Below are 20,151 nucleotides of genomic sequence, written 5' to 3' on the forward strand. Positions count from 1 at the left end.
GGCAGTGCGTGATGCACTGCCCGGCGTGGAGTCCGTACGGTCAGACCGCGCGGCGGCGGCCCTGTCCCGCGGAGCCGACCCGGCTGCGCGCGGACGCCGCGGCCGCACCACCGGTGGCGCCGCCACCGGTACGCCGGCCGCGCTCGCCGGAGCCGGCGGCCCCGCCGCCGCCCTGGCCGCCGCGGCGGGCCTGGCCCGACCCGGAGGCCGCCGGGGCCTGCCCGGAAGCGCTGCCACCGGAACGGCGGCCGCGGCCGCCGGCGGCCGGGGCGCCGCCCGTGGCGGAGCCGGTGCGCGGCCCGCCCGACCGGCGGCGCGAGCCGGAGCCCGAGCCCGAGCCGGACCCGTTGCGCGGCTTCGGCGCGGTCGGCTGCGGCACGTCCAGCACCACCGGGATGCCCGAGGGCTCCTTGGCGCCGGTCAGCCGGGACAGCTCCTCGTCGGAGGACTTGATCTGTGCGGTGCGCGGGGAGATCCCGGCGTCCGACATCAGACGGGTCATGTCCCGCTTCTGGTCGGGCAGCACCAGGGTGACCACGCTGCCGGACTCGCCGGCGCGGGCGGTGCGGCCGCCGCGGTGCAGGTAGTCCTTGTGATCGGTGGGCGGGTCCACGTTGACGACGAGGTCGAGGTCGTCGATGTGGATGCCGCGCGCCGCGACGTTCGTCGCCACCAGTGCGGTGACCTCGCCCGTCTTGAACCAGTCCAGGGTGCGGTTGCGCTGCGGCTGGGAGCGGCCGCCGTGCAGGCCGGAGGCGCGGACGCCGTCCGCGAGGAGCTTCTTGACCATGCGGTCGACCCCGCGCTTGGTGTCCACGAACATGATCACCCGGCCGTCGCGAGCGGCTATACGCGTCGCCACGGCCTTCTTGTCGGTTTCGTCCATGACGTACAGGACGTGGTGCTCCATCGTGCTGACCGCGCCGGCGGACGGGTCGACGGAGAAGGCGACCGGGTCGTGCAGGAACATCTTCACGAGCTTGTCGATGTTCTTGTCGAGGGTCGCCGAGAAGAGCATGGTCTGGCCGTCGGCCCGGACCTGCTTGAGCAGCGCGGTGACCTGCGGCATGAAGCCCATGTCGGTCATCTGGTCGGCCTCGTCGAGGACGGTGATCGAGACCTGCGAGAGGTCCGCGTCACCACGGTCGATGAGGTCCTTCAGGCGGCCGGGGGTGGCGACGAGCACCTCGGCGCCGCGGCGCAGGGCGCCGGACTGCCGGTTGATCGACGTGCCGCCGACGACGGTCGCGATGCGCAGGTTGACGGCCGTGGCGTACGGGGCCAGGGCGTCGGTGACCTGCTGCGCGAGCTCGCGGGTCGGTACGAGGACCAGGGCGAGCGGCTGCTTCGGCTGCGCGCGGTGGCCGGCGGTACGGGCCAGCAGCGCCAGGCCGAAGGCCAGCGTCTTGCCGGAGCCGGTACGGCCGCGGCCGAGCAGGTCACGGCCGACGAGCGAGTTCGGCAGCGTCGCGGCCTGGATCGGGAACGGCTCGGTGACGCCCTGGGCGGCGAGGGTCTTCAGCAGCGCCTCGGGCATGTCCATGTCCTCGAACGCGGCGACCGGCGGGAGCGCCGGGGTCAGCGGTTCGGGCATGGTGAATTCTTGGGGCCTGGCAACGGGGGCGGACTTCTGCCGTCCCGCGCCAGCCTTCGGACGCCCCTGGGCCGCACCTCGGCCCCGGGTGGGGCGGCGGCTGGGTCGTGCGGAGCTGGATTGGGTCATGCGAGAAAGCCCTCCTGAAACCGGCAGGTAAAACAAAGGTCGAGACAGCAGACAAGCCGGGGCCCGCACCTCACGGTGCGGACCCCGGCAAGCTGACGTACTTAGTTGGCGGGGAGGATGTTCTCCGCCTGGGGGCCCTTCTGGCCCTGGGTCACGTCGAAGGAGACGCGCTGACCCTCCTGGAGCTCACGGAAGCCCTGGGTGGCGATGTTCGAGTAGTGGGCGAAGACGTCCGGGCCGCCACCGTCCTGCTCGATGAAGCCGAAGCCCTTTTCCGAGTTGAACCACTTCACGGTGCCAAGTGCCATTTTGAATCTCCTGAATAGGCGGCAAAGGGCCCCATCCGGAGATTCCGGCAAAACAATAAAAGCGCCTGCGGAGCATTCCCGTCAGGCGCACATAAAGTTCATGGGTACCACAACTGCAACGAGCTCTAAGCTAGCACACCTCCGTGCGGGGATGTGACCGCAGACGTGTGACCTGCGTCGTCCGCGTGAAAACTCCCGGCGGGACCCCGGCCCCCGCCGGGGGTGTCGGGGCCCCGCCGGGCCCGGGCTACAGCCGCTCGATGATCGTCACGTTGGCCTGGCCGCCGCCCTCGCACATCGTCTGGAGGCCGTAGCGCCCTCCGGTGCGTTCCAGCTCGTGCAGGAGCGTGGTCATCAGCTTCACGCCCGTCGCACCGAGGGGGTGTCCCAGGGCGATCGCGCCGCCGTTGACGTTGACCCGCTCCGGGTCGGCCCCGGTCTCCTTGAGCCAGGCCAGCACCACCGGGGCGAAGGCCTCGTTGATCTCCACCAGGTCGATGCCGGCCAGCGACATGCCGGTCTTCTTCAGCGCGTACGCCGTCGCCGGGATCGGCGCGGACAGCATGCGGATCGGGTCCTCGCCCCGGACCGAGAGGTGGTGGATGCGGGCCCGCGGCCGCAGGCCGTGTTCCCGTACGGCCCGCTCGGAGGCGATCAGCATGGCCGCCGCGCCGTCCGAGACCTGGGAGGAGACGGCTGCGGTGATGGTGCCGCCCTCGACGACGGGCTTGAGGGCGGCCATCTTCTCCGGCGTGGTGTCCCGGCGGGGGCCCTCGTCCACCGCCACGTCCCCGTACGCCACCGTCTCGCGGGCGAAGCACCCCTCGTCGATCGCGCGCAGCGCCCGCTGGTGGGAGCGGAGGGCGAACTCCTCCATGTCCCGACGGGTGATGCCCCACTTCTGCGCGATCAGCTGGGCGCCGTGGAACTGGTTGACCGGGGCGTCCCCGTACCGGGCCCGCCAGCCCGCCGATCCCGCGTACGGGCCCTCGGTGAGGCCCAGCGGCTCGGCCGCCTGCCGCGAGGCGAAGGCGATCGGGATCATCGACATGTTCTGGGTGCCGCCGGCGACGACCAGGTCCTGGGTCCCGGAGAGCACCCCCTGCGCCGCGAAGTGCACGGCCTGCTGCGAGGACCCGCACTGGCGGTCGACGGTGACCCCGGGCACCTCCTCCGGGAGGCCCGCCGCCAGCCAGGCCGTCCGCGCGATGTCGCCCGCCTGCGGCCCCACCGTGTCGAGGCAGCCGAACACCACGTCCTCCACGGCGGCCGGGTCCACCCCGGACCGCTCGACCAGCGCCTTCAGGACGTGCGCGCCCAGGTCGGCCGGGTGGACGGCGGACAGTCCGCCGCCCCGCCGCCCCACGGGGGTGCGCACCGCATCGACTATGTAGGCCTCGGGCATCGGGACTCCTCGGATCGGATCGGTCACGTGGGGCGTAGGGCGATCCCGTCCAGCACCATCGACAGGTACTGGCGGGCGATCTCCTCGGGGCTGTGCTGTCCGCCCGGCCGGTACCAGGACGCCGCCACCCACACCGTGTCGCGCACGAAGCGGTAGGTGAGGCGGATGTCGAGGTCGGCGCGGAAGACCTTGGCGGAGACCCCCCGCTCCAGCGTCCCCAGCCAGGCCTTCTCGAACTTCTGCTGCGAGTCGGACAGGTAGTGGAAGCGGGGCTGCGCGGAGAGGGTCCGGGACTCCTTCTGGTAGATCGCGACGGCGGCGCGGTGCCGGTCGATCTCCCGGAAGGACTCGGTGACGAGGGCCTCGATGGTCTCCCTGGGGCCGAGGCCCGCGGCGAGGACGGTGTCGTACCCCTGCCACAGTTCGGTGAGGAAGGCCGAGAGGATCTCGTCGAGCATCGATTCCTTGGAATCGAAGTGGTAGTAGAGGCTGCCGGCGAGCATGCCGGCGGCGTCGGCGATCTTGCGGACGGTGGTGGCGTTGTACCCCTGCGCCGCGAAGACCTCGGCGGCGGTGTCGAGGAGTTCGCGGCGCCGCTCGGGCGAGGCCGTCACCTGCGGCTTCTTCTTGGGTGTCGGCTGGTTCGGCTGGTTCGTTGGCACGCGTCCATTCTCGGCCTAGGCGTGCTGGCTGCTGACCGACACGGTCTCGCCCGTCATGTACGACGAATAGCCGCTGGCCAGGAAGACGATGACGTTGGCGACCTCCCAGGGTTCGGCGTAGCGGCCGAAGGCCTCGCGGGCGGTGAGTTCGGCCAGCAGCTCCTCGCTGGTGACCTTCACCAGGTGCGGGTGCATGGCCAGGCTCGGGGCGACCGCGTTGATCCGTACGCCGAACTCCGCGGCCTCCAGGGCCGCGCAGCGGGTCAGCGCCATCACCCCGGCCTTGGCGGCGGCGTAGTGGGCCTGGCCGGTCTGCGCCCGCCAGCCGACGACGGAGGCGTTGTTGACGACGACCCCGCCCCCGCCGGACGCCTTGAACGAGCGCAGCGCGGCGCGGGTGCAGCGGAAGGTGCCGTTCAGGGTGACGTCGAGGACCTTGCCCCACTGTTCGTCGGTCATGTCGACGAGGGCGGCGGTACCGCCGAGTCCGGCGTTGTTGACGACGACGTCGAGGCGGCCGTGGGTCTGCTCGGCGAGCGCGAAGAGGGCCGCGACCTGGTTCTCGTCGGTGACGTCGCAGGGCAGGGAGGCGACGCGGTCGGCCCCGAACTCCGCGGCGAGCGCGTCCTCGGTCTCCTTCAGGCGGCGGGCGTGGGCGTCGCCGATGACGATGCGGGCGCCCTCCTCCAGGAAGCGGCGGGCGGTGGCCCCGCCGATGCCGGCCCCGGCGGCCGCGGTGATGACGGCGGTGCGGTCCTTCAGCAGTCCGTGTCCGGGGACGTAGTCGGGGGTGCTCACGCCCGTACCTCCTTGGGAAGGCCGAGGATCCGCTCGGCGATGAGGGTGCGCCGGATCTCGTCCGAGCCCGCGTAGACCGTGTCGGAGGTCGCGGTGCCGGCGGGCCCGGTGCAGCTTGGCGTGCCGGTGGGGTGGGCCCGTAGCCGACTCCGGACCTCGGTGCGCAACTCCTCGACGCTGCTCATGGCCGTACGTTAACCTACCAAACACTTGTTAGGGAAGGATCCCCGCATGCCCGAAACCCCGGCGGTGCTGTACGAGCGGCGCGGCCCGGTCGCGTACGTGACCATGAACCGCCCCCGTTACCGCAACGCGCAGAACAGCGCCATGACCTACGCCCTGGACGACGCCTTCTACCGCGCCGCCGACGACCCCGAGGCCAAGGTGGTGGTCCTGGCGGGGGCCGGGGAGCACTTCTCCGCCGGCCACGACATCGGCACCCCGGAGCGCGACGCCCATCTCCCCTTCGAGCGGCGGGCCGGCCTGTGGTGGGACCACTCCGGCCGGGCGGGCGCCGAATCCCGCTTCGCGCGCGAGTCGGAGGTGTACCTGGGCATGTGCCGGCGCTGGCGGGAGCTGCCGAAGCCGGTGATCGCCTCGGTGCACGGGGCCTGCGTGGCGGGCGGGCTGATGCTGGCCTGGGTCTGCGACCTGATCGTGGCGAGCGAGGACGCCTTCTTCGCGGACCCGGTCGTCCGGATGGGCATCCCCGGCGTCGAGTACTTCGCCCACCCGTGGGCGATGCCGCCGCGCATCGCCAAGGAGTTCCTCTACACCGGAGACCGGATGCCCGCCCGGCGCGCGTACGAGGTCGGCATGGTCAACCGGGTCGTGGAGCGGGCCGAGTTGACGCAGGCCACCGACGTGCTGGCACTGCGGATCGCCGAGATGCCCGGCTTCGGACTGGCCCTGACCAAGCGGGCCGTCAACCAGGCCGAGGACCTCCAGGGGCTGCACACCGGCATGGACTCGGTGTTCGGCCTGCACCACCTGGCGCACGCCCACAACGCGGAGACGGCCGCGGACCCGCTCGGCGGCATGGACGTGTCCGCCATGAAGGGCGCCGTGATGAAGGAGGCGAACCACTGATGGAGCTCGCACACACGCCGGACGTCGAGGAGTTCCGGGCCGAGGCGCGCGCCTGGCTGGCCGGGCACGTTCCGGCGCGGCCGCTGCCCTCCCTGGAGACGGCCGAGGGCTTCGCGGCGCACCGGGAGTGGGAGGCCCTGCTGCACGCGGACCGCTGGTCGGTGGTGTCCTGGCCCGAGGAGTACGGGGGCCGCGGCGTGGACATCGTCAAGTGGCTGGTCTTCGAGGAGGAGTACTGGGCGGCGGGCGCGCCCGGCCGGGTCTCGCAGAACGGCATCAACCTCCTCGCCCCCACCCTCCTCGACCACGCGACGGCGGAGCAGCAGGCGCGGGTGCTGCCGTCGATGGCGAGCGGCGAGGTGATCTGGGCGCAGGCCTGGTCGGAGCCGGAGTCGGGCTCGGACCTGGCCTCGCTGACGTCGCGGGCGGTGCGGACGGAGGGCGGCTGGCTGCTGTCCGGGCAGAAGACCTGGTCCTCGCGGGCGGCCTTCGCGGACCGCGCCTTCGGCATCTTCCGCACCGGCCCCGACACCCCGAAACCGCACCAGGGGCTGACGTACCTGATGTTCGACCTGCGGTCGCCGGGGGTGACGGTGCGGCCCATCGGCCGTCTCGACGGCAAGCCGGCCTTCGCGGAGCTCTTCCTGGACCGGGTCTTCGTACCGGACGAGGACGTGATCGGGGAGCCGGGGCAGGGCTGGCGGATCGCGATGTCGACGACCGGCAACGAGCGGGGGCTGACCCTGCGCTCCCCCGGCCGCTTCCTCGCGGCGGCGGACCGGCTGACCGGGCTGTGGCGGGCGCAGGGGGATCCTTCCGACACCGCGCTGCGGGACCGGGTGGCGGACGCGGTGGTCGGGGCGCGCGCCTATGAGCTGTTCACCTGGGCCAGCGCCTCCCGGTTCGCGGCGGGGGAGACGATCGGCGCCGAGTCCAGCCTGAACAAGGTGTTCTGGTCGGAGTACGACGTCGCCCTGCACGAGACGGCGCTGGACCTGCTGGGCGCGGACGCGGAGCTCGCGGAGGGCGAGTGGGCCGAGCCGTGGGTCTTCTCCCTGGCCGGACCGATCTACGCGGGGACGAACGAGATCCAGCGCGACATCATCGCCGAGCGGCTGCTCGGCCTGCCGAAGGGCCGCCGCTGATGCGCTTCCTGCTGACCGACGAGCAGTCGGACTTCGCCCGTACGCTGCGCTCCCTGCTGGGGACGGCCGAGGTGCCGGCGGCGGTACGGGCCTGGGCGGCCGGCGACCTGAACCCCGGGCGGTCGGTGTGGGCCCGCCTGGCGGAGACGGGCCTGTTCGCGCTGGCCGTGCCGGAGGCGTACGACGGAGCGGGCCTGCTGCCACTGGAACTGGCCCTGGGCTTCGTGGAGCTGGGGCGGGCGGGGGTGCCGGGGCCGGCGGTGGAGAGCGCGGCCGCCTCCGTACTGCTCTCCGAGCTGGGCGACGAGTCCCTGGCCAAGCTCTTCCTTCCGGGACTGGCCTCGGGCGAGAGCTCGGCCACCCTGACCCTGCCGGGCGGGAGCCCGTACGCGCTGGACGCGGACGCGGTGACGCACTGCTTCACGGTGTCGGCGGAGGGCCGACTCCATCTGACCCACGGCATCGTGGGCGAACGGCTGGCCTCCCTCGACCCGGCCCGCAGGCTCTCCCGCCCCCTGGCGGCCGGGGCGGTGCTCGCGGCGGGTCCCGCCGTCACGGCGGCGGCCGGGGTCGCCGGGCGGTGGGCACGGCTGCTGACGGCGGCCCAGTGCCTCGGCGTGGGCGAGGCACTGCTGGCGCGCACGGTGGAGTACGCGAAGCAGCGCACCCAGTTCGGCACGCCGATCGGCTCGTTCCAGGCGGTCAAGCACCGCCTGGCGGACACCCTGCTGGCCTTGGAGTTCGCCCGGCCCCTGCTGTGGGCGGCCGCCCTGTCGCTGTCCCCGGCCGACGTGGCGGCGGCGAAGCTGTCGGCCGGCGAAGCGTGCTACCGGGCGGCGATGACGGCGCTCCGGCTGCACGGCGCGGTCGGCTACACGGAGGAGCTGGACCTGTCCCTGTGGCTGCGCAAGGCCCGCCCGCTGCGGGACGCGTGGGGAACGCCGTCGGCCTGCCGGGCGGAGGTCCTGCGGTCGCGGGCGGGGTAGGGGGTGGCGTACCGGTCGGCTGCGCCGCTCGTGCCGGGCCGGGGCCTGTGGGAGAGGTGGGGTCGGGCGCGCGCCGGGGCGTCTCCTCGGACGCCGAACGTGGCGGGGGGGGGCGGAGGGCCGAGGGGATGGCGTTCGGCGCCCTGCGGGGAGCGCCCGGCACACACCCGACCTTGGCGGAACCGGTGGGCCGGGTGTCGTCCGGGGCTGCTGCGCTCCGGCCGGCCGGGCCCGTCACACCCGCGTGAGGTTGAGGGTCACGACGTACTGCTCCTCGACGGTGCCGTCCGGGAAGAGCGGGGCCAGAAGCTCCCGTTCCGTTGCGAAGTACTCCCGGGTGCCGGACTCGCCGAGGACCAGGAAGGCGGAGTGGCTGGCGAGGTTGGCGAGGTGGGCGTCGAGCGTGATGCGGCGGGACCAGCGCACGGTGCGCGTGGTGAACTCGCCCAGCCCCTCCGGCAGGGTGCGGTGGCCGTTCACCCCTTCGGCGGCCCGGAAGAAGACGCGCAGCCGCTCCTCCTGCTCGGCGATCCACGGGACGCCGGAGTCCGTGTCGTTCCACCAGACGGCGAGCGCGCCGCCGGGGCGCAGCACCCGGCGGGCCTCGGGGACGGAGCGGGCCGGGTCGGTCCAGTGCCAGGCCTGGGCGTAGGTGAGGAGGTCGAACGCGCCGCTCGCCAGGGGCAGCCGGTCCCCGTCCCCGCGCACGAGCGGGATCGAGGGGTTCGCCCGCCGGAACTCGGCGGCCATCCCGTCCCCGGGCTCCACGGCGACGACCTCGGCCCCGCGCTGGTGCAGCAGCGCGGTGGCGATCCCGGTCCCCGCCCCTACGTCGGCGACGCAGGCCCCGGCGAGCGGCCGCCCGGCGAGCTCCTCGAGGGCGTCGAACAGGGCCGGCGGGTAGCCGGGCCGGTTCGCGGCGTACAGAGCTGCTGCGGAATCGAAGGAACGGGCGCGTGTCGTCATGCGTCCATTGTTTTCGATCAAGCAATCGAGCAACAAGGACGAGGTATCAGGAACATGCGAAGCACGAAGACCGCGATGTCCGCGATGACGCTGTGCGCGGCGGCGGTGCTCCTCACGGGCTGCGGCAGCGACGCCCCGAAGCCGGCCGCCGACAGCGGCAAGCCCGCCGCGGCCTCCCCGGCCCCCGCGTCGTCCGCGCCGGCGGCCAAGGCCGGCGGCGCGACCCACGAGGTGACGCTGGAGGTCGGGGGCACCGGCAAGACGGCGGTCATGTACAGCGGCATCGACAGCGGCTTCGAGGAGCAGACCCTGCCGTGGTCGAAGTCGGGCACCGCCGAACTCACCGCCGCCGAGCGGAAGGTGGGCTATCTGGTGCACGTCATCCCGGGCACGATCACGGGCGCCGACGGCAAGCTCCAGCAGGCCCCGTGCACCATCAAGATCGACGGCAAGCAGGTCGCGGAGAGCGACGGCGTCAAGAACACGAAGGGCTGCTCCTACATCATCAAGGAGTAACGCGGTTCAGGTGCGGGGGCGGCGCAGGCAGAGCGCGCCGAGGGTGAGGAGCAGGAGCAGGAGCAGCGCCGCGGTGCCGGCCGCCTGCCAGAGGGGGCGGTCCGGGCGGCCTCCCAGGGACCAGGACCCGCCGTCGGGGTCCGTCGTCACGGTCAGGCGGGCTCCGACCTGCAGGTCCAGGGCCACCGGTCCGGGCAGGTCGCGGCCCGTCTCCGTACGCAGGCGCAGGGACGGGGTGTGGCCGGAGCCGTCCTCCACCATCGTGCGCGAGGCGACGACGGCCGTCTCCTCCCGGCCGCGCTCGTGGAGGGTGTGCCGGTCCCAGGTGATCCCGGCGAGCACCACGATCCCCACCGCGAAAGTCGTGGGTGTCCAGGCCGCACATCACCCAGCCCTCGCCGTGGAGGAAGACGACCAGGGGGGCGGTCCCGGGAGTCCGGCGCGGGATCGTAGATCCGGACCGGGACCCCGCCCGCGGCCGTGTCGGACACCGAGGCCACGGCCGGGCCCGGCCGGGCGGACGCCGCCGCCGCCCGCAGGGCCGCCGTGTCGCCCGGCCCCGGGAAGCCCGCGGTCATCGCGTCGCACAGCAGCCTGGCCGCCGGCGACAGGGGATCGCTCACGCCGTGGGGGCCCGTACCGCCGTCGTGCATGCGGAGGTCGCTCATGCCGTCGTCATCCCTCCGTCCACGGTGAACTCGGCGCCCGTCACGTACGAGGACGCGTCCGAGCAGAGGAAGAGGACGAGCTCCCCGACCTCCTCCGGCCGGCCCACCCGCCCCAGCGGTACGTGCGACCAGTCCCGGCCCGCAACCGCCTCGGCGACCATCGGGGTGTCGATGGCCCCCGGGTGCACCGAGTTGACCCGGATCCGGTCCCCGGCCAGGTCGAGCGCCGCCGACCGGGTCAGTCCGCGCAGCCCGAACTTGGTGGACCCGTAGGCCGCGTGGCCCGGTATCCCGACCAGTCCGGCGGTGGAGGAGATGTTGACGACCGAGCCGCCGCCACCCGCCCGCAGCACCGGGGCCACGGCCTGGATGCCGAGGAACGGCCCCAGCAGGTTGACCCGCAGCAGGGCCTCGAAGTCGTCGAGCGTCTGCTGTTCCACATGGGCGGTGCGCCACAGGGCCGCATTGTTGACCAGCGCCGATACGGTGCCGAAGGCGCGGACCGACTCCGTCACCACCGCCGCCCAGCTCGCCGCGTCGGCCACGTCGTGGCGGACGTACAGCCCCTGGTCGCCGAGTTCCGCGGCCACGGCCCGGCCTTCGTCCTCCCGTACGTCCGTGACGACCACCCGCGCCCCCGCCTCCGCGAGCAGGCGGGCGCCGGCCGCGCCCTGGCCGCGCCCGGCGCCGGTGACCACGACCACCTTCCCGTCGAGTGGGACACCCACGGCTCAGCCCTCCAGCGCGCGGAAGTGCGGGATGACCTTCTCGCCCCACTGGCGGATGGTCTCCATGCACGCCTCCTGGGGCACCGTGCCCATCTGGATCAGGCACATCACCTCGTCGACGCCGATCTCGCGCAGCTGCTCGACGTAGGCGATGGCGGTCTCGGCGCTGCCGTACGCGTGCTCCGCGTTGTAGGTGCCCGTGTCGACCGGGCGGGCCGGGATAGGGAGTGGTGCTCGACCGCCCAGATCCGGTCGAAGCCCGTCTCCTCGGCGAAGACGGCCTGTTCGACGCAGTCGTGGATGACCTGGCGTTCCCGTTCCTGGGTGGGGTCGACGAGCTGCGCCTCGAAGATCATCGAGAACTTCACGGGGCCTCCGTAGGTTCGGGGCAGGCCTATATGTCGAATAGGAATACTTCTAGCAGTCATATTGCGCAGAGGGAAGGCCGCCGCGGGGGCCGGTCGTAGACTGCGCTGCGTGGCAGACGAGGCGAACAAGCGCGCGCTCCCCGCGACCAGCTGGGCGGTGCTCGGGCTGCTCTCCTTCGGAGAAGAGCTCTCCGGTTACGACCTGAAGAAGTGGTCGGACTGGTCGCTGCGGTTCTTCTACTGGAGCCCGTCGTTCAGCCAGATCTACAGCGAGCTCAAGCGCCTGGAGAAGGCCGGCTACGCCTCCTCGCGGATGGTCGCCCAGGACAGCGGGACCCGCGACAAGCGGGTGTACCGGATCACCGAGGAGGGCATGGCGGCCGTGCGGGAATGGGCCCGCGAGGCCCCGGTCGATCCGCCCGTCCTCAAGCACGGGCCGATGCTGCGGCTGTGGCTGGGCCACCTGCTGGAGCCGGAGCAGATGCGCGAAGTCCTGCTGCAGCACCAGGAGTTCGCGGAGCAGATGCGCCGTCGGGCGGTGGCCGACGTGGAGGGCGCCAAGGACGAGGCGGCGTGGGCGTACCCGACGCTCGCCCTCAAGTGGGCGGAGCGGTACTACGCCTCCGAGCGCGACCTCGCAGCCGAAATGCTCGAAGACATCAACGAGCTCGCCGCACTCGGGGAGCTCGGCAAGCTGCCGTAGGAACGGCGGAAGCCGACCCGAAGCGGTCCCCGAGCCCGGACCGGGCGCGGCGCCGAAGGCGGGCCCCGGACCCGGCGGGGCGCCCGGTCCCCGACGTGAGGCAGCGCCCGATGCGGGCATGGGCCCACGCCTGCGCCCTCCTCTTCGGCTCACCGGCCGCGCACGGGGCCCGGCTCGCGGCCGACCTGGGTTTCGGCGAAGGGGTCTGCCGTACCCTCGCCCCATGACGGGCAGTGCGATGGACCTCCGCAAGGTCGAGGAGACGGCTCCGGCGCTCGTGAGCCTCTACAAGAGCGCCGGGGTCTCCCTGCGCAAGTACGGCATGGAGGGCGGGCGCGCGGCGGTCTACCTGGTGCTGGACTACTCCGGGTCGATGCGCCCGTACTACGCGGACGGCAGTGTGCAGGACTTCGCCGACCGGGTGCTCGGCCTGTCCGCGCACCTGGACGACGACGCCCGCGTACCGGTGGTCTTCTTCTCCACCGAGGTCGACGCGGTGGAGGAGATCTCCTTGGCCGGGCACGAGGGGCGGGTCACCGAGATCGCCTCCCGTCTCGGCCACATGGGCAAGACGGCCTACCACGCGGCGATGGACGCGGTGATCGACCACTATCTGGACTCGGGGTCGACGCAGCCGGCCCTCGTCGTCTTCCAGACCGACGGCGGGCCGATCAACAAGCTCGCGGCCGAGAAGTACCTGTGCAAGGCGGCGCGGCTGCCGCTCTTCTGGCAGTTCGTCGGCTTCGGCAACACGCGCAGCACGCAGTTCGACTTCCTGCGCCGGCTGGACGAACTGCCCGTGCCGTCCCGTCGCGCGGTGGACAACGCCGGTTACTTCCACGCGGGCCCGGATCCGCGCACCGTCCCGGACGCGGAACTGTACGACCGGCTGGTCGGGGAGTTCCCGGCCTGGCTGGCGGCTGCGCGCGGCGCGGGCATCGTGCGCGCCTGACCCGGGACCGCCCGGGCCACGCGCTTTCATGGAGGCATGACGCACACCAGCTGGGCAGTCTTCGAGAAGGCGGAGCCGGAGTTCGCGGCAGCCGTCCAGGCGCGCTTCGCGCAGTACCCGCACCACGTCCTGGCCACGCTCCGCAAGGACGGCTCCCCCCGGGCGTCGGGGCTGAACGTCGACATCCGCGGCGGTGAGCTGTGGCTCGGCATGATGGCGGGCTCGATGAAGGCCAGGGACCTCCAGCACGACCCGCGCTTCGCCCTGCACACCAATCCGGGCCAGGGCGAGGAGATGCCCGACGGGGACGTACGCGTCTCCGGGCGGGCGGTGGAGCTGGTGGACCCGCCCGAGCTGCACCGGTACGCGGAGGAGACGGAGACCCCGCACCCCTTCCACCTCTTCTACGCCGATCTGACGGAGGTCGTCCACGTCCGCGTCGAGGGCGATGACCTGGTGCTGCGGTCGTGGACCCCGGCGCGCGGCACGCACACCGTCCGCCGGGGCAACGACGACGAGCCGCCGCGCGAGGACCCGGAGCCGGGCGACCCGGCGGCGGACGGCTCGGCTCCGCAAGGGCCGGCGCCGGGCGGGGCGGCCGGCTGAGCGGGTCGGCTAGCTGAGCGGGAGGACGCCCCCGATCGGGCCGAGGGCCGCCGGGTCCACGTCCACCCAGCTGCGGTCGATGTTGATGGTGACCCCGCCGTACGTGGCGTTGTGGTCGCCGCGGAACTGGTGGGCCCGGCGCGGGCCGGCCCACTGGGCCGTGCCCGCCGGCAGGCCCATGTCGGCGTTGCCGACGGAGGCCGAGAGGTTCCAGCGGGCGGCCCACAGCACGTCCGGCATGGCCTGGGGTGCCTGGTGGTGGTGGGCGCTCAGCGCCTTGACCCCGGAGCTCACCGAGACGTAGGCGGCGGAGCGGAAGCCCAGCTCGTGCAGCCGCTGCGTCCAGGCGGTCAGGTAGGCGACGACGGGGGCGTCCCAGGTGGCGCGGTCCGTGTAGTTCTCCAGGTCGTTGTAGAGCACCGTGCCCTCGGCCATTGCGAGGGACCGGGCCGCGTCCACCGCGCCCTCGGCGGCCTCCCTGCCCTGCCCGTTGGCCTCGGAAGGGTCGGTGGACAGGCCGGTGTCGGCGTTGTGCCAGGGCTGCGGGCCCACCCAGATGGGCATCAGGTGCCAGCCCGCGGCGGCCTGCCGTTCGACCCAGCGGGCCGTGAGCCGCGGCTGGGCGCAGGCCCGGGCGCGGCCGCCGATGTAGATGCCGATCGCACGGAAGGGGGAATCGGCGCGCCAGGTGTCCATGGCCTTCTGGGTCGGGGCGGTGCAGGCGTCGAAGCCCTCGCCCTTGAAGGCTGCCTGGACGCCGCGCTGGTCCGCGCCGCCGTGGGCCACGGCGGGCGCCGCGGGGCGCGGGGCGTGGGTGGCGGGGCCCAGGGCGCGGGCTCGGGTGAGGACCCTGCGTACGGCGTCGGGCGCGGCCCCGTAGGAGACGGTGGCCATGACCCCGGGCCGGAGCAGGGCGTAGCGCAGCTCGTTGCTGGCGGAGGGGTGGGGGGCTTCGGGCAGCGCGGTGGCGGTCTCCACGGTGACGGTGGGGACGTCGGCGCGTTCGGCAGCCCCGTCGAGGGGTTCGAGGTGCAGGGTGTCGGCGCGGCTGACGACGGCCCGGCCGGTGCATTCGCTCTGGGTGCCGGCGTGACCGAGGTACAGGGTGGGCAGGTCCAGCCGGAGGCAGGCGCCGGGGTCGCGGTCGAGGTCGACGACCCGCCAGTCGGCGGGGAGGGTGAGGCGCAGCCCGTGGTAGTCGACGGTCTGCCGGTCGGCGGCGGCTACGGAGGGCTGGACGGAGAGCAGCAGCGCGGCGGCGCCGAGCAGCCCGCTCAGCAGGGTTCGGGTGGGGGCCATGCTGCAGATGGTTACCAGACGGCACGGCCCTCAACTGTGCGGCGATTCCCCCCGGATGGTCCGTCCGGCCTAGGCCGGATCGGGCGGGTCCGCGGGCACCCGCCGGGTCGGTCGCGAGGATCCGCCCCTCCCCTCCTCCCCGAGCTCGACGAACGGCAGGCGCGTCCCCCGCCCTCCCCTGTCGGGCATCACCCGCACGAGCGAATCGAGCTCGGCCCCGTCGTCCGGTACGCCGCGCAGGCCCGGGAAGCCGCGCTCGGCGGTGTCACCACCCGCTCCGCGCCGACGGCCCGGTCGACACCAACTCCTGGAGCACGTGATCCAGTTCGGCGGCCCGTACGCCGACCACCGGCCGGTACGGCGGGCACGGCCACCTGGCCCCGAGCGCCTATCGCGCCACGGCGCGGGCCCGGTAGCCGTAGAGTCGAGGGGGCGGCCGAAGCCAGTTGCGTTGGCTTCGGCCGCCCCTTTTCCTCGTCCCGGTCAGGCCGTCCGGCGGCGCAGCCACCAGGAGCAGAACCCGGCCAGCAGACCGGAGAGCGCGAGGAAGATCCCCGTCTCGACCCACTGGAAGGGCCAATAGCGGTCGGCGGGCTGGTAGTCGACCGCTAGGTGGAGGTTCGACGTGGCGAAGCACTCGAAGGGGTCCGTCGAGCGGTCCGCGCAGCCCGGGGCACCGCGGACCTCCCGGTCAGACGCGTCGAGCACCGCGCCGGGATCGGACACCACCCAGACGCCGGGCTTGAGGACCCCGACCCGCAAGTAGGAGTCGTCACCCGAACCCTTCAGCTGGACGTGGTTCCCGTTCCAGCCGTCCTTCGGCGCACCGGACTCCGCGCCACCGCCGACCGGCGCCACGACGAGGGAGCTGAGCGTGACTTCGGTGTGCTCCGGCGTCACGAAGTGCGGGCGGATCGCGAAGGGCACGAGGATCTGGACCGCGACGAAGGCGACGAGGGTCGCCGCCATCGCGGGCACGGTGCGCCGGATCAGCAGCCCGGCGCAGGCTCCGAGGGTGAAGGCGAACGCCGCGTAGCCGAGGGGCACGATCGCGCGGCCGCTGAACATGAGGGGGGTGAAGCGGTCCAGGTTGACCCGGTCGATGGGATCCGCCCACCAGGTCACCAGGAGGCTGAGCACCCCGGTGACGGCGACGGCGATCAGGCCGACGGCCCCGAGCTTGACCAGGATCCAGCGGCCGCGGGTGATGCTCTGGTTCCAGACGAGCCGGTGGGTGCCGGTCTCCAGTTCACGGGCGATCAACGGGGCGCCCCAGAAGACCCCCGTGATGCCGGGCGCGGCGAGCAGCAGGCTCGTGACGTAGTAGGTCAGGGTCTGGTACTCGACGACCAGTGCGTTCCTGGCCGTTTCGCAGTCGCCCCGGCAGTGCGCGACGGTGCTGTCGTAGAGGTCGCGCATCTGGAGACCGGTGACCACGAGGAATATCGCGAGCGCGGCCAGGGCGGCGAGGGCCACGAGCGTCTGGACACGGTATTGGCGCCAGGTCAGCCAGATCATCGCTGGTCCTCCGGAGTGGGTCGGGGGCCGCGCCCGGCCGTGGAGGCCCGACTCATGTAGGTGAGGACCAAGTCCTCCAGGTTGAGGGGCTCCAGGATCCAGGAAGGATCCTGGACCGCCTTGTCGGAGCGCACGATGAACGTGCTCTGCCGCTCGGTGTGGGTCTCCTGGATGACGTGCATGCCCGCGGGCAGGGTGGCGGCATCCCGGCGCGCGGTGGTGAGCCGGAAGTGGGTGGCGAGCAGGTCGTCGACGCCCCCTGCCACCTGGACCCGGGAGGCGACCAGCGAGATCAGGTGGTCGCAGACCCGTTCCAGGTCGGAGACCAGGTGCGAGGAGAGCACGACGGTGACCCCTCCTCGGCCACGAACTCCATCAGGCTCTGCAGGAACTCCCGCCGGGCCAGCGGGTCCAGAGCGGCGACCGGCTCGTCGAGCATCAGCAGCTCGGGCCGCTTGGCCACGGCGAGCGTCAGGGCCACCTGGGCGCGCTGGCCGCCGGAGAGCTTGCCGGCCTTCTGTGCGGGGTCCAGGCCGAGCCGCCGGATCCGCCCTTCGGCGAACGCGGCGTCCCATCCCGGATTGAGCCGGGCACCCAGCTTCAGGTGGTCGGCGACGGACAGACCGGCGTACGTGGGCGTGTCCTGGGCGACGAAGCCGACCTTGGCCAGCTGTCCGGGCCCGGACGCGGGCCGGCCGCCGAGCACTTCGATGCTGCCGGAGCTCGGGCCGATCAGCCCGCAGGCCAGCTGCAACAGGGTCGACTTGCCGGCCCCGTTGGGCCCGACCAGACCGACGACCCGCCCGGCCGGCACGCTCAGGGTGCAGTCGCTCAGCGCCTCTTTGCGGCCGTACCGCTTGCCCAGCGCGCGGGCTTCCAAAATGGCGGTCATTTCTCCTCTTCGGTGTGCGTCTCCGTGCCGGTTCGGGCGCGGAAGGTGCTCAGGAACAGGGCCTCGATGCTCTCCTCGCCCAGCCCGGCGGCCCGCGCCTTGTCGAGCCAGTGCTGCAGCTCCTGGCGCAGCGGCCCGTGCTCGGACAGCGAGTCGTCGCTGAGCGTTCCGGAGATGAACGTGCCCACCCCGGGCTTCTTCGCGACCAGCCCCTCGTATTCGAGCTCGCGGTACGCCTTGAGCACCGTGTTCGGGTTGATCGCCACCTTGGCGGCGACGTCCTTGACCGTCGGCAGCCGGTCTCCCTCCGCCAGCAGCCCCAGCCGCAGGGCCTGCCGGACCTGGTGGATGAGCTGCATGTACGGAGCGACACCGGAACGGGCATCGAGGTGAAACTCGATCACTGTCCTCCTCTATTCATCTAGCTTCCTAGCACTATAGGACTCTACGTCTGCGATCACTGTCAAGGAGATACGCCTCAACACGGGTGCGAGGAGAGTGAATTGGCACATGAGAGGCCCCGTTCACGGGGCTGAGCCCGCGGGTGTTCGGCAAGCCGGTCACTGCGACGCGGAGCGAAGGCGTTGTCACGTGCACCGCGCCGAGCGGGACCAGTGAGCCTCCGCCAACTTGAAGACGCAGGTCAAAGGGCTGGCGTGACCGGCTCTCGGGCTGCTCACGCTGGTCGTGGGCGGCTGTCTGAGGAGTAGATCGCCTGTCTGCTCCCTTCAGCACTCCGGGCCTGTCCCTGAAGGTGCCTGGGATCTCAGCGGGTGCTTCCCGGACCTCGACGGCGGTCGCGTGGAAGTCTCAGCGGCCGAGACCGGACAGCCCGTCACCCAGGATGCTTGCGCCCAGGAGGAGCAGCACGATCACGGTGATCACGGTGCTGTTGGTGACCATGAACTGTCCGACGCTGTCCAGGAACGACGCGGCGCGCTGTCCTCCGGCGAGATGGATGGCGACGGCTCCCAGCACCGTGCAGGAGGCAATGAGTACGAAGACGGCGACTGCCGCGGCGAGGCCGACGTCGTGGGCGCCGGCCTCGACGATCGAGGCGGCGGCCGACGCTGTCAGGACGAGGTTTTTGGGGTTGGCGCCCGACAACAGCGCCCCGAGGAGTAGCGCCCGTCCGGCCGTGGCGTCGTCGAGCGAGGCCATCCAGCGGGGTGTCTCTGCCTGCTCACCGGCGCGCGGGCGCTTCCACCACTTGCGTACCCCCAGCACGATGAGGGCTGTTCCGGCCAGTACCCGTCCCCAGTCCGCGATCGCCGACGATGTGCTGTCGGGGTCGTCGGCCCCGCCGAAGAGCACCGCGACGAGGGTCGCCGCGATCGCAAGGCCGGTGATCCACCCGGCCGCGAACAGCAGGCCGTTACGGCGGCCCTGCGAGCCGGAAAGGATCAGGACAATTCCGATGAGCGGGAAGGGACTGAGCGCGACCGCCAACGCAGCCGGCAGCATGGCCCCCATTGCCTGGCTGAGCAACGAATCCCCTTCCACGTCATGCCTGCTCCTCAGGTGCCTGCAAGCGCTTGAATTCGTCCCACGTGGCGAACCCCTCCGGGGGCGGCGGCACGACGTACCCCAACACTTCGCACCAGAAGCGAGCGAGGCGCTCAGGTTCCGCGCAGTCGAAGGCGACTTGGAACTTCTCGATCGCCGCCATCGGCGCAACGTACCAAGGGGGTGCGGTACGAGATCAGGCTCGGCACTTCACGGCCTCGATGAACGGCGCCCACGCGGAATCCGGGAACGCGAGGACCGGGCCGGCGCCCGCCAGCTTGCTGTCGCGGACGGGGACCAGGCCGGGGAGGTCGTCGGATACCTCTACGCAGTTGCCGCCCTCCCCGTTGCTGTACGAGGACTTCCGCCAGGACAGGCCGTTCATGTCTGCGCGCATGTCGCGTGCTCCTCCGCCACTGATTCGATCAAGGTCAGGGACGCCTCCGGCGACAACGCAGCAGCCCTGGCAAGATCGTATGACTTCCAGTGGCGCTGGACCAGGGCCGGATAGTCGAGCAACTGCCCCGCGTGAGGCCCCTCGGTGTAGGCCACGTCCGGCGCGTCAGAGAACTGCATGATTCTCACGGCCGCGTCGAGGACGCCATGGGCCCCGGCTGCGAACGGCACCACCTGCACGGTGATCCGGTGGGCCCGAACGTACGACGAGATGTGCCGCAGCTGAGCGGCCATCACCGCAGGCCCGCCAACCACCGTCCGCAACACCGACTCGTGCAGGACGACCCACAGCTCGGGGGTCTCCGGATCACCGAGGAGCCGTGCGCGTTCGATGCGTGCCGCGACCAGGTCTTCAACACGCTCGGCAAGGGCGGTCGGGCTGGCGGCCCGGATCACCGCCCGGGCGTAGTCCTCCGTCTGCAGCAGCCCTGGGACCAGCGTGGGGGCGTACTCGTAGATGGCCGTCGCCAGACCTTCCAACTCGGCCGCGGCGGCGAAGTACTCGACGTGCTTGGACTTGAACGCTCTGGCCAGCCGCAAGAAGTAGTCCCCAGTGCCTAGCTCCCGGTCGATGAGTGCCGCGATCTCGGGGCGAAGTCGGCGCTGGCCGTTCTCCATCTGTCCGACATAGGAGCCGGTGGCGTAGATCCGTTCCCCTAGAGCCGCTTGGGTCAGTCCGGCCGCCTCACGCCGACGCCGTAGTTCCTCACGGGGGAACTCCTCCGGCGTCTGCGCCCCACCCTCGTCCTTCGGCTTGGCCATGAGCCAACTCCCCGCTCCCGCAGTGCCCTCGCTCCGCGGAAGAGCGTAGTCCTCAACGCGACACCGGGACAACGGAACGCATCGATACGGCTACA

The 20,151-nt window shown here is 72.2% G+C and carries 24 protein-coding genes and 2 pseudogenes; 7 read left to right on the top strand and 19 right to left on the bottom strand.

Annotation, left to right across the window (positions count from 1 at the left end):
- Positions 1-40: 40 nt before the first annotated feature.
- The 6 genes from OG332_RS11905 to OG332_RS11930 all read right to left on the bottom strand — a co-directional run bounded on the left by OG332_RS11905 (position 41) and on the right by OG332_RS11930 (position 5,081).
- On the bottom strand, positions 41-1,723 hold the full coding sequence (locus OG332_RS11905) for a DEAD/DEAH box helicase (protein WP_327413430.1): 1,683 nt from the start codon (positions 1,721-1,723) through the stop codon (positions 41-43).
- A 101-nt stretch (positions 1,724-1,824) separates the two neighbouring features.
- Positions 1,825-2,031: a cold-shock protein gene (locus OG332_RS11910; RefSeq protein WP_030707191.1), complete on the bottom strand. Its 207-nt coding sequence runs from the start codon at positions 2,029-2,031 to the stop codon at positions 1,825-1,827.
- 247 nt (positions 2,032-2,278) lie between these two features.
- A complete protein-coding gene (locus tag OG332_RS11915; protein ID WP_327413431.1) occupies positions 2,279-3,436 on the bottom strand; it encodes an acetyl-CoA C-acetyltransferase in 1,158 nt (385 codons plus the stop codon).
- A gap of 23 nt (positions 3,437-3,459) precedes the next feature.
- Positions 3,460-4,098 (bottom strand): TetR/AcrR family transcriptional regulator, encoded by a 639-nt coding sequence (locus OG332_RS11920; RefSeq protein ID WP_327413432.1) that lies wholly within the window; start codon positions 4,096-4,098, stop codon positions 3,460-3,462.
- A 15-nt stretch (positions 4,099-4,113) separates the two neighbouring features.
- Complete coding sequence (locus OG332_RS11925) at positions 4,114-4,896, bottom strand: SDR family oxidoreductase (protein ID WP_327413433.1); 783 nt, start codon at positions 4,894-4,896, stop codon at positions 4,114-4,116.
- Entirely contained in the window at positions 4,893-5,081 is a 189-nt protein-coding gene (locus OG332_RS11930; protein ID WP_327413434.1) for a hypothetical protein, read from the bottom strand. The genes OG332_RS11925 and OG332_RS11930 overlap by 4 nt, the downstream gene beginning before the upstream one ends.
- 46 nt (positions 5,082-5,127) lie before the next feature.
- Between OG332_RS11930 and OG332_RS11935 the strand changes: the two genes are divergently transcribed.
- The 3 genes from OG332_RS11935 to OG332_RS11945 are packed head-to-tail and all read left to right on the top strand — an operon-like array spanning position 5,128 to position 8,116.
- Entirely contained in the window at positions 5,128-5,985 is an 858-nt protein-coding gene (locus OG332_RS11935) for an enoyl-CoA hydratase (RefSeq protein ID WP_327413435.1), read from the top strand.
- Positions 5,985-7,130 (top strand): acyl-CoA dehydrogenase family protein, encoded by a 1,146-nt coding sequence (locus OG332_RS11940; protein ID WP_327413436.1) that lies wholly within the window; start codon positions 5,985-5,987, stop codon positions 7,128-7,130. The genes OG332_RS11935 and OG332_RS11940 overlap by 1 nt, the downstream gene beginning before the upstream one ends.
- Positions 7,130-8,116 (top strand): acyl-CoA dehydrogenase family protein, encoded by a 987-nt coding sequence (locus OG332_RS11945; RefSeq protein ID WP_327413437.1) that lies wholly within the window; start codon positions 7,130-7,132, stop codon positions 8,114-8,116. The genes OG332_RS11940 and OG332_RS11945 overlap by 1 nt, the downstream gene beginning before the upstream one ends.
- A gap of 234 nt (positions 8,117-8,350) precedes the next feature.
- On the opposite strand, the gene OG332_RS11950 is transcribed toward OG332_RS11945, so the two are convergent.
- Positions 8,351-9,082: a class I SAM-dependent methyltransferase gene (locus tag OG332_RS11950; RefSeq protein ID WP_327413438.1), complete on the bottom strand. Its 732-nt coding sequence runs from the start codon at positions 9,080-9,082 to the stop codon at positions 8,351-8,353.
- 54 nt (positions 9,083-9,136) lie between these two features.
- On the opposite strand from OG332_RS11950, the gene OG332_RS11955 reads away from it, so the two are divergent.
- Positions 9,137-9,598 carry a hypothetical protein gene (locus tag OG332_RS11955; protein ID WP_327413439.1) on the top strand — a complete coding sequence of 154 codons (462 nt, stop codon included), beginning with the start codon at positions 9,137-9,139 and terminating at the stop codon, positions 9,596-9,598.
- 6 nt (positions 9,599-9,604) lie between these two features.
- Here the strand turns inward: OG332_RS11955 and OG332_RS11960 are convergent, their stop codons facing one another.
- The 3 genes and pseudogenes from OG332_RS11960 to OG332_RS11970 all read right to left on the bottom strand — a co-directional run.
- The gene (locus OG332_RS11960; protein ID WP_327413440.1) at positions 9,605-9,952 is read right to left on the bottom strand and encodes a hypothetical protein; all 348 of its coding nucleotides are present in this window, start codon (positions 9,950-9,952) and stop codon (positions 9,605-9,607) included.
- 310 nt (positions 9,953-10,262) lie between these two features.
- Complete coding sequence (locus OG332_RS11965) at positions 10,263-10,994, bottom strand: glucose 1-dehydrogenase (RefSeq protein WP_327413441.1); 732 nt, start codon at positions 10,992-10,994, stop codon at positions 10,263-10,265.
- Positions 10,995-10,997: 3 nt separating this feature from the next.
- Positions 10,998-11,216, bottom strand: a pseudogene (locus OG332_RS11970) (LLM class flavin-dependent oxidoreductase); the annotation flags it as partial.
- Between the two features lie 255 nt (positions 11,217-11,471).
- On the opposite strand from OG332_RS11970, the gene OG332_RS11975 reads away from it, so the two are divergent.
- From OG332_RS11975 to OG332_RS11985, 3 genes are all read left to right on the top strand, one after another.
- On the top strand, positions 11,472-12,065 hold the full coding sequence (locus OG332_RS11975; RefSeq protein ID WP_327413442.1) for a PadR family transcriptional regulator: 594 nt from the start codon (positions 11,472-11,474) through the stop codon (positions 12,063-12,065).
- Between the two features lie 223 nt (positions 12,066-12,288).
- Complete coding sequence (locus OG332_RS11980; RefSeq protein ID WP_327413443.1) at positions 12,289-13,017, top strand: VWA domain-containing protein; 729 nt, start codon at positions 12,289-12,291, stop codon at positions 13,015-13,017.
- 36 nt (positions 13,018-13,053) lie between these two features.
- Complete coding sequence (locus OG332_RS11985; protein ID WP_327413444.1) at positions 13,054-13,623, top strand: pyridoxamine 5'-phosphate oxidase family protein; 570 nt, start codon at positions 13,054-13,056, stop codon at positions 13,621-13,623.
- A 9-nt stretch (positions 13,624-13,632) separates the two neighbouring features.
- Here the strand turns inward: OG332_RS11985 and OG332_RS11990 are convergent, their stop codons facing one another.
- From OG332_RS11990 to OG332_RS12030, 9 genes and pseudogenes are all read right to left on the bottom strand, one after another.
- Entirely contained in the window at positions 13,633-14,922 is a 1,290-nt protein-coding gene (locus OG332_RS11990; RefSeq protein ID WP_327413445.1) for a DUF1906 domain-containing protein, read from the bottom strand.
- A 483-nt stretch (positions 14,923-15,405) separates the two neighbouring features.
- Positions 15,406-16,440 carry an ABC transporter permease gene (locus OG332_RS11995; protein WP_327413446.1) on the bottom strand — a complete coding sequence of 345 codons (1,035 nt, stop codon included), beginning with the start codon at positions 16,438-16,440 and terminating at the stop codon, positions 15,406-15,408.
- Positions 16,437-16,784, bottom strand: a complete 348-nt coding sequence (locus OG332_RS12000; protein ID WP_327413447.1) for a hypothetical protein — start codon at positions 16,782-16,784, stop codon at positions 16,437-16,439. Before OG332_RS12000 ends, OG332_RS11995 begins: the two co-directional genes overlap by 4 nt.
- Positions 16,733-17,332: an ABC transporter ATP-binding protein gene (locus tag OG332_RS12005; RefSeq protein ID WP_327413448.1), complete on the bottom strand. Its 600-nt coding sequence runs from the start codon at positions 17,330-17,332 to the stop codon at positions 16,733-16,735. The genes OG332_RS12000 and OG332_RS12005 overlap by 52 nt, the downstream gene beginning before the upstream one ends.
- Positions 17,329-17,736 carry a GntR family transcriptional regulator gene (locus OG332_RS12010; protein ID WP_327413449.1) on the bottom strand — a complete coding sequence of 136 codons (408 nt, stop codon included), beginning with the start codon at positions 17,734-17,736 and terminating at the stop codon, positions 17,329-17,331. The genes OG332_RS12005 and OG332_RS12010 overlap by 4 nt, the downstream gene beginning before the upstream one ends.
- 406 nt (positions 17,737-18,142) lie before the next feature.
- The gene (locus tag OG332_RS12015; RefSeq protein ID WP_327413450.1) at positions 18,143-18,820 is read right to left on the bottom strand and encodes a GAP family protein; all 678 of its coding nucleotides are present in this window, start codon (positions 18,818-18,820) and stop codon (positions 18,143-18,145) included.
- Between the two features lie 22 nt (positions 18,821-18,842).
- Positions 18,843-19,001, bottom strand: a pseudogene (locus tag OG332_RS12020) (VOC family protein); the annotation flags it as partial.
- Positions 19,002-19,034: 33 nt separating this feature from the next.
- On the bottom strand, positions 19,035-19,235 hold the full coding sequence (locus tag OG332_RS12025) for a DUF397 domain-containing protein (RefSeq protein WP_327413451.1): 201 nt from the start codon (positions 19,233-19,235) through the stop codon (positions 19,035-19,037).
- A complete protein-coding gene (locus OG332_RS12030) occupies positions 19,220-20,056 on the bottom strand; it encodes a helix-turn-helix domain-containing protein (RefSeq protein WP_327413452.1) in 837 nt (278 codons plus the stop codon). The genes OG332_RS12025 and OG332_RS12030 overlap by 16 nt, the downstream gene beginning before the upstream one ends.
- Positions 20,057-20,151: the final 95 nt, after the last annotated feature.

This window comes from Streptomyces sp. NBC_01233, assembly GCF_035989305.1.
GTDB lineage: Bacteria > Actinomycetota > Actinomycetes > Streptomycetales > Streptomycetaceae > Streptomyces.

Bases quoted from the DNA above. Each gene is read 5' to 3' on its own strand.
- OG332_RS11915 (WP_327413431.1), bottom strand. From the start codon at position 3,436: ATGCCCGAGGCCTACATAGTCGATGCGGTGCGCACCCCCGTGGGGCGG.
- OG332_RS12025 (WP_327413451.1), bottom strand. From the start codon at position 19,235: ATGCGCGCAGACATGAACGGCCTGTCCTGGCGGAAGTCCTCGTACAGC.
- OG332_RS11930 (WP_327413434.1), bottom strand. From the start codon at position 5,081: ATGAGCAGCGTCGAGGAGTTGCGCACCGAGGTCCGGAGTCGGCTACGG.
- OG332_RS12030 (WP_327413452.1), bottom strand. From the start codon at position 20,056: ATGGCCAAGCCGAAGGACGAGGGTGGGGCGCAGACGCCGGAGGAGTTC.
- OG332_RS11940 (WP_327413436.1), top strand. From the start codon at position 5,985: ATGGAGCTCGCACACACGCCGGACGTCGAGGAGTTCCGGGCCGAGGCG.
- OG332_RS11995 (WP_327413446.1), bottom strand. From the start codon at position 16,440: ATGATCTGGCTGACCTGGCGCCAATACCGTGTCCAGACGCTCGTGGCC.
- OG332_RS12005 (WP_327413448.1), bottom strand. From the start codon at position 17,332: ATGACCGCCATTTTGGAAGCCCGCGCGCTGGGCAAGCGGTACGGCCGC.
- OG332_RS11910 (WP_030707191.1), bottom strand. From the start codon at position 2,031: ATGGCACTTGGCACCGTGAAGTGGTTCAACTCGGAAAAGGGCTTCGGC.
- OG332_RS11955 (WP_327413439.1), top strand. From the start codon at position 9,137: ATGCGAAGCACGAAGACCGCGATGTCCGCGATGACGCTGTGCGCGGCG.
- OG332_RS11945 (WP_327413437.1), top strand. From the start codon at position 7,130: ATGCGCTTCCTGCTGACCGACGAGCAGTCGGACTTCGCCCGTACGCTG.
- OG332_RS11950 (WP_327413438.1), bottom strand. From the start codon at position 9,082: ATGACGACACGCGCCCGTTCCTTCGATTCCGCAGCAGCTCTGTACGCC.
- OG332_RS11935 (WP_327413435.1), top strand. From the start codon at position 5,128: ATGCCCGAAACCCCGGCGGTGCTGTACGAGCGGCGCGGCCCGGTCGCG.
- OG332_RS11980 (WP_327413443.1), top strand. From the start codon at position 12,289: ATGACGGGCAGTGCGATGGACCTCCGCAAGGTCGAGGAGACGGCTCCG.
- OG332_RS11990 (WP_327413445.1), bottom strand. From the start codon at position 14,922: ATGGCCCCCACCCGAACCCTGCTGAGCGGGCTGCTCGGCGCCGCCGCG.
- OG332_RS11985 (WP_327413444.1), top strand. From the start codon at position 13,054: ATGACGCACACCAGCTGGGCAGTCTTCGAGAAGGCGGAGCCGGAGTTC.
- OG332_RS11905 (WP_327413430.1), bottom strand. From the start codon at position 1,723: ATGACCCAATCCAGCTCCGCACGACCCAGCCGCCGCCCCACCCGGGGC.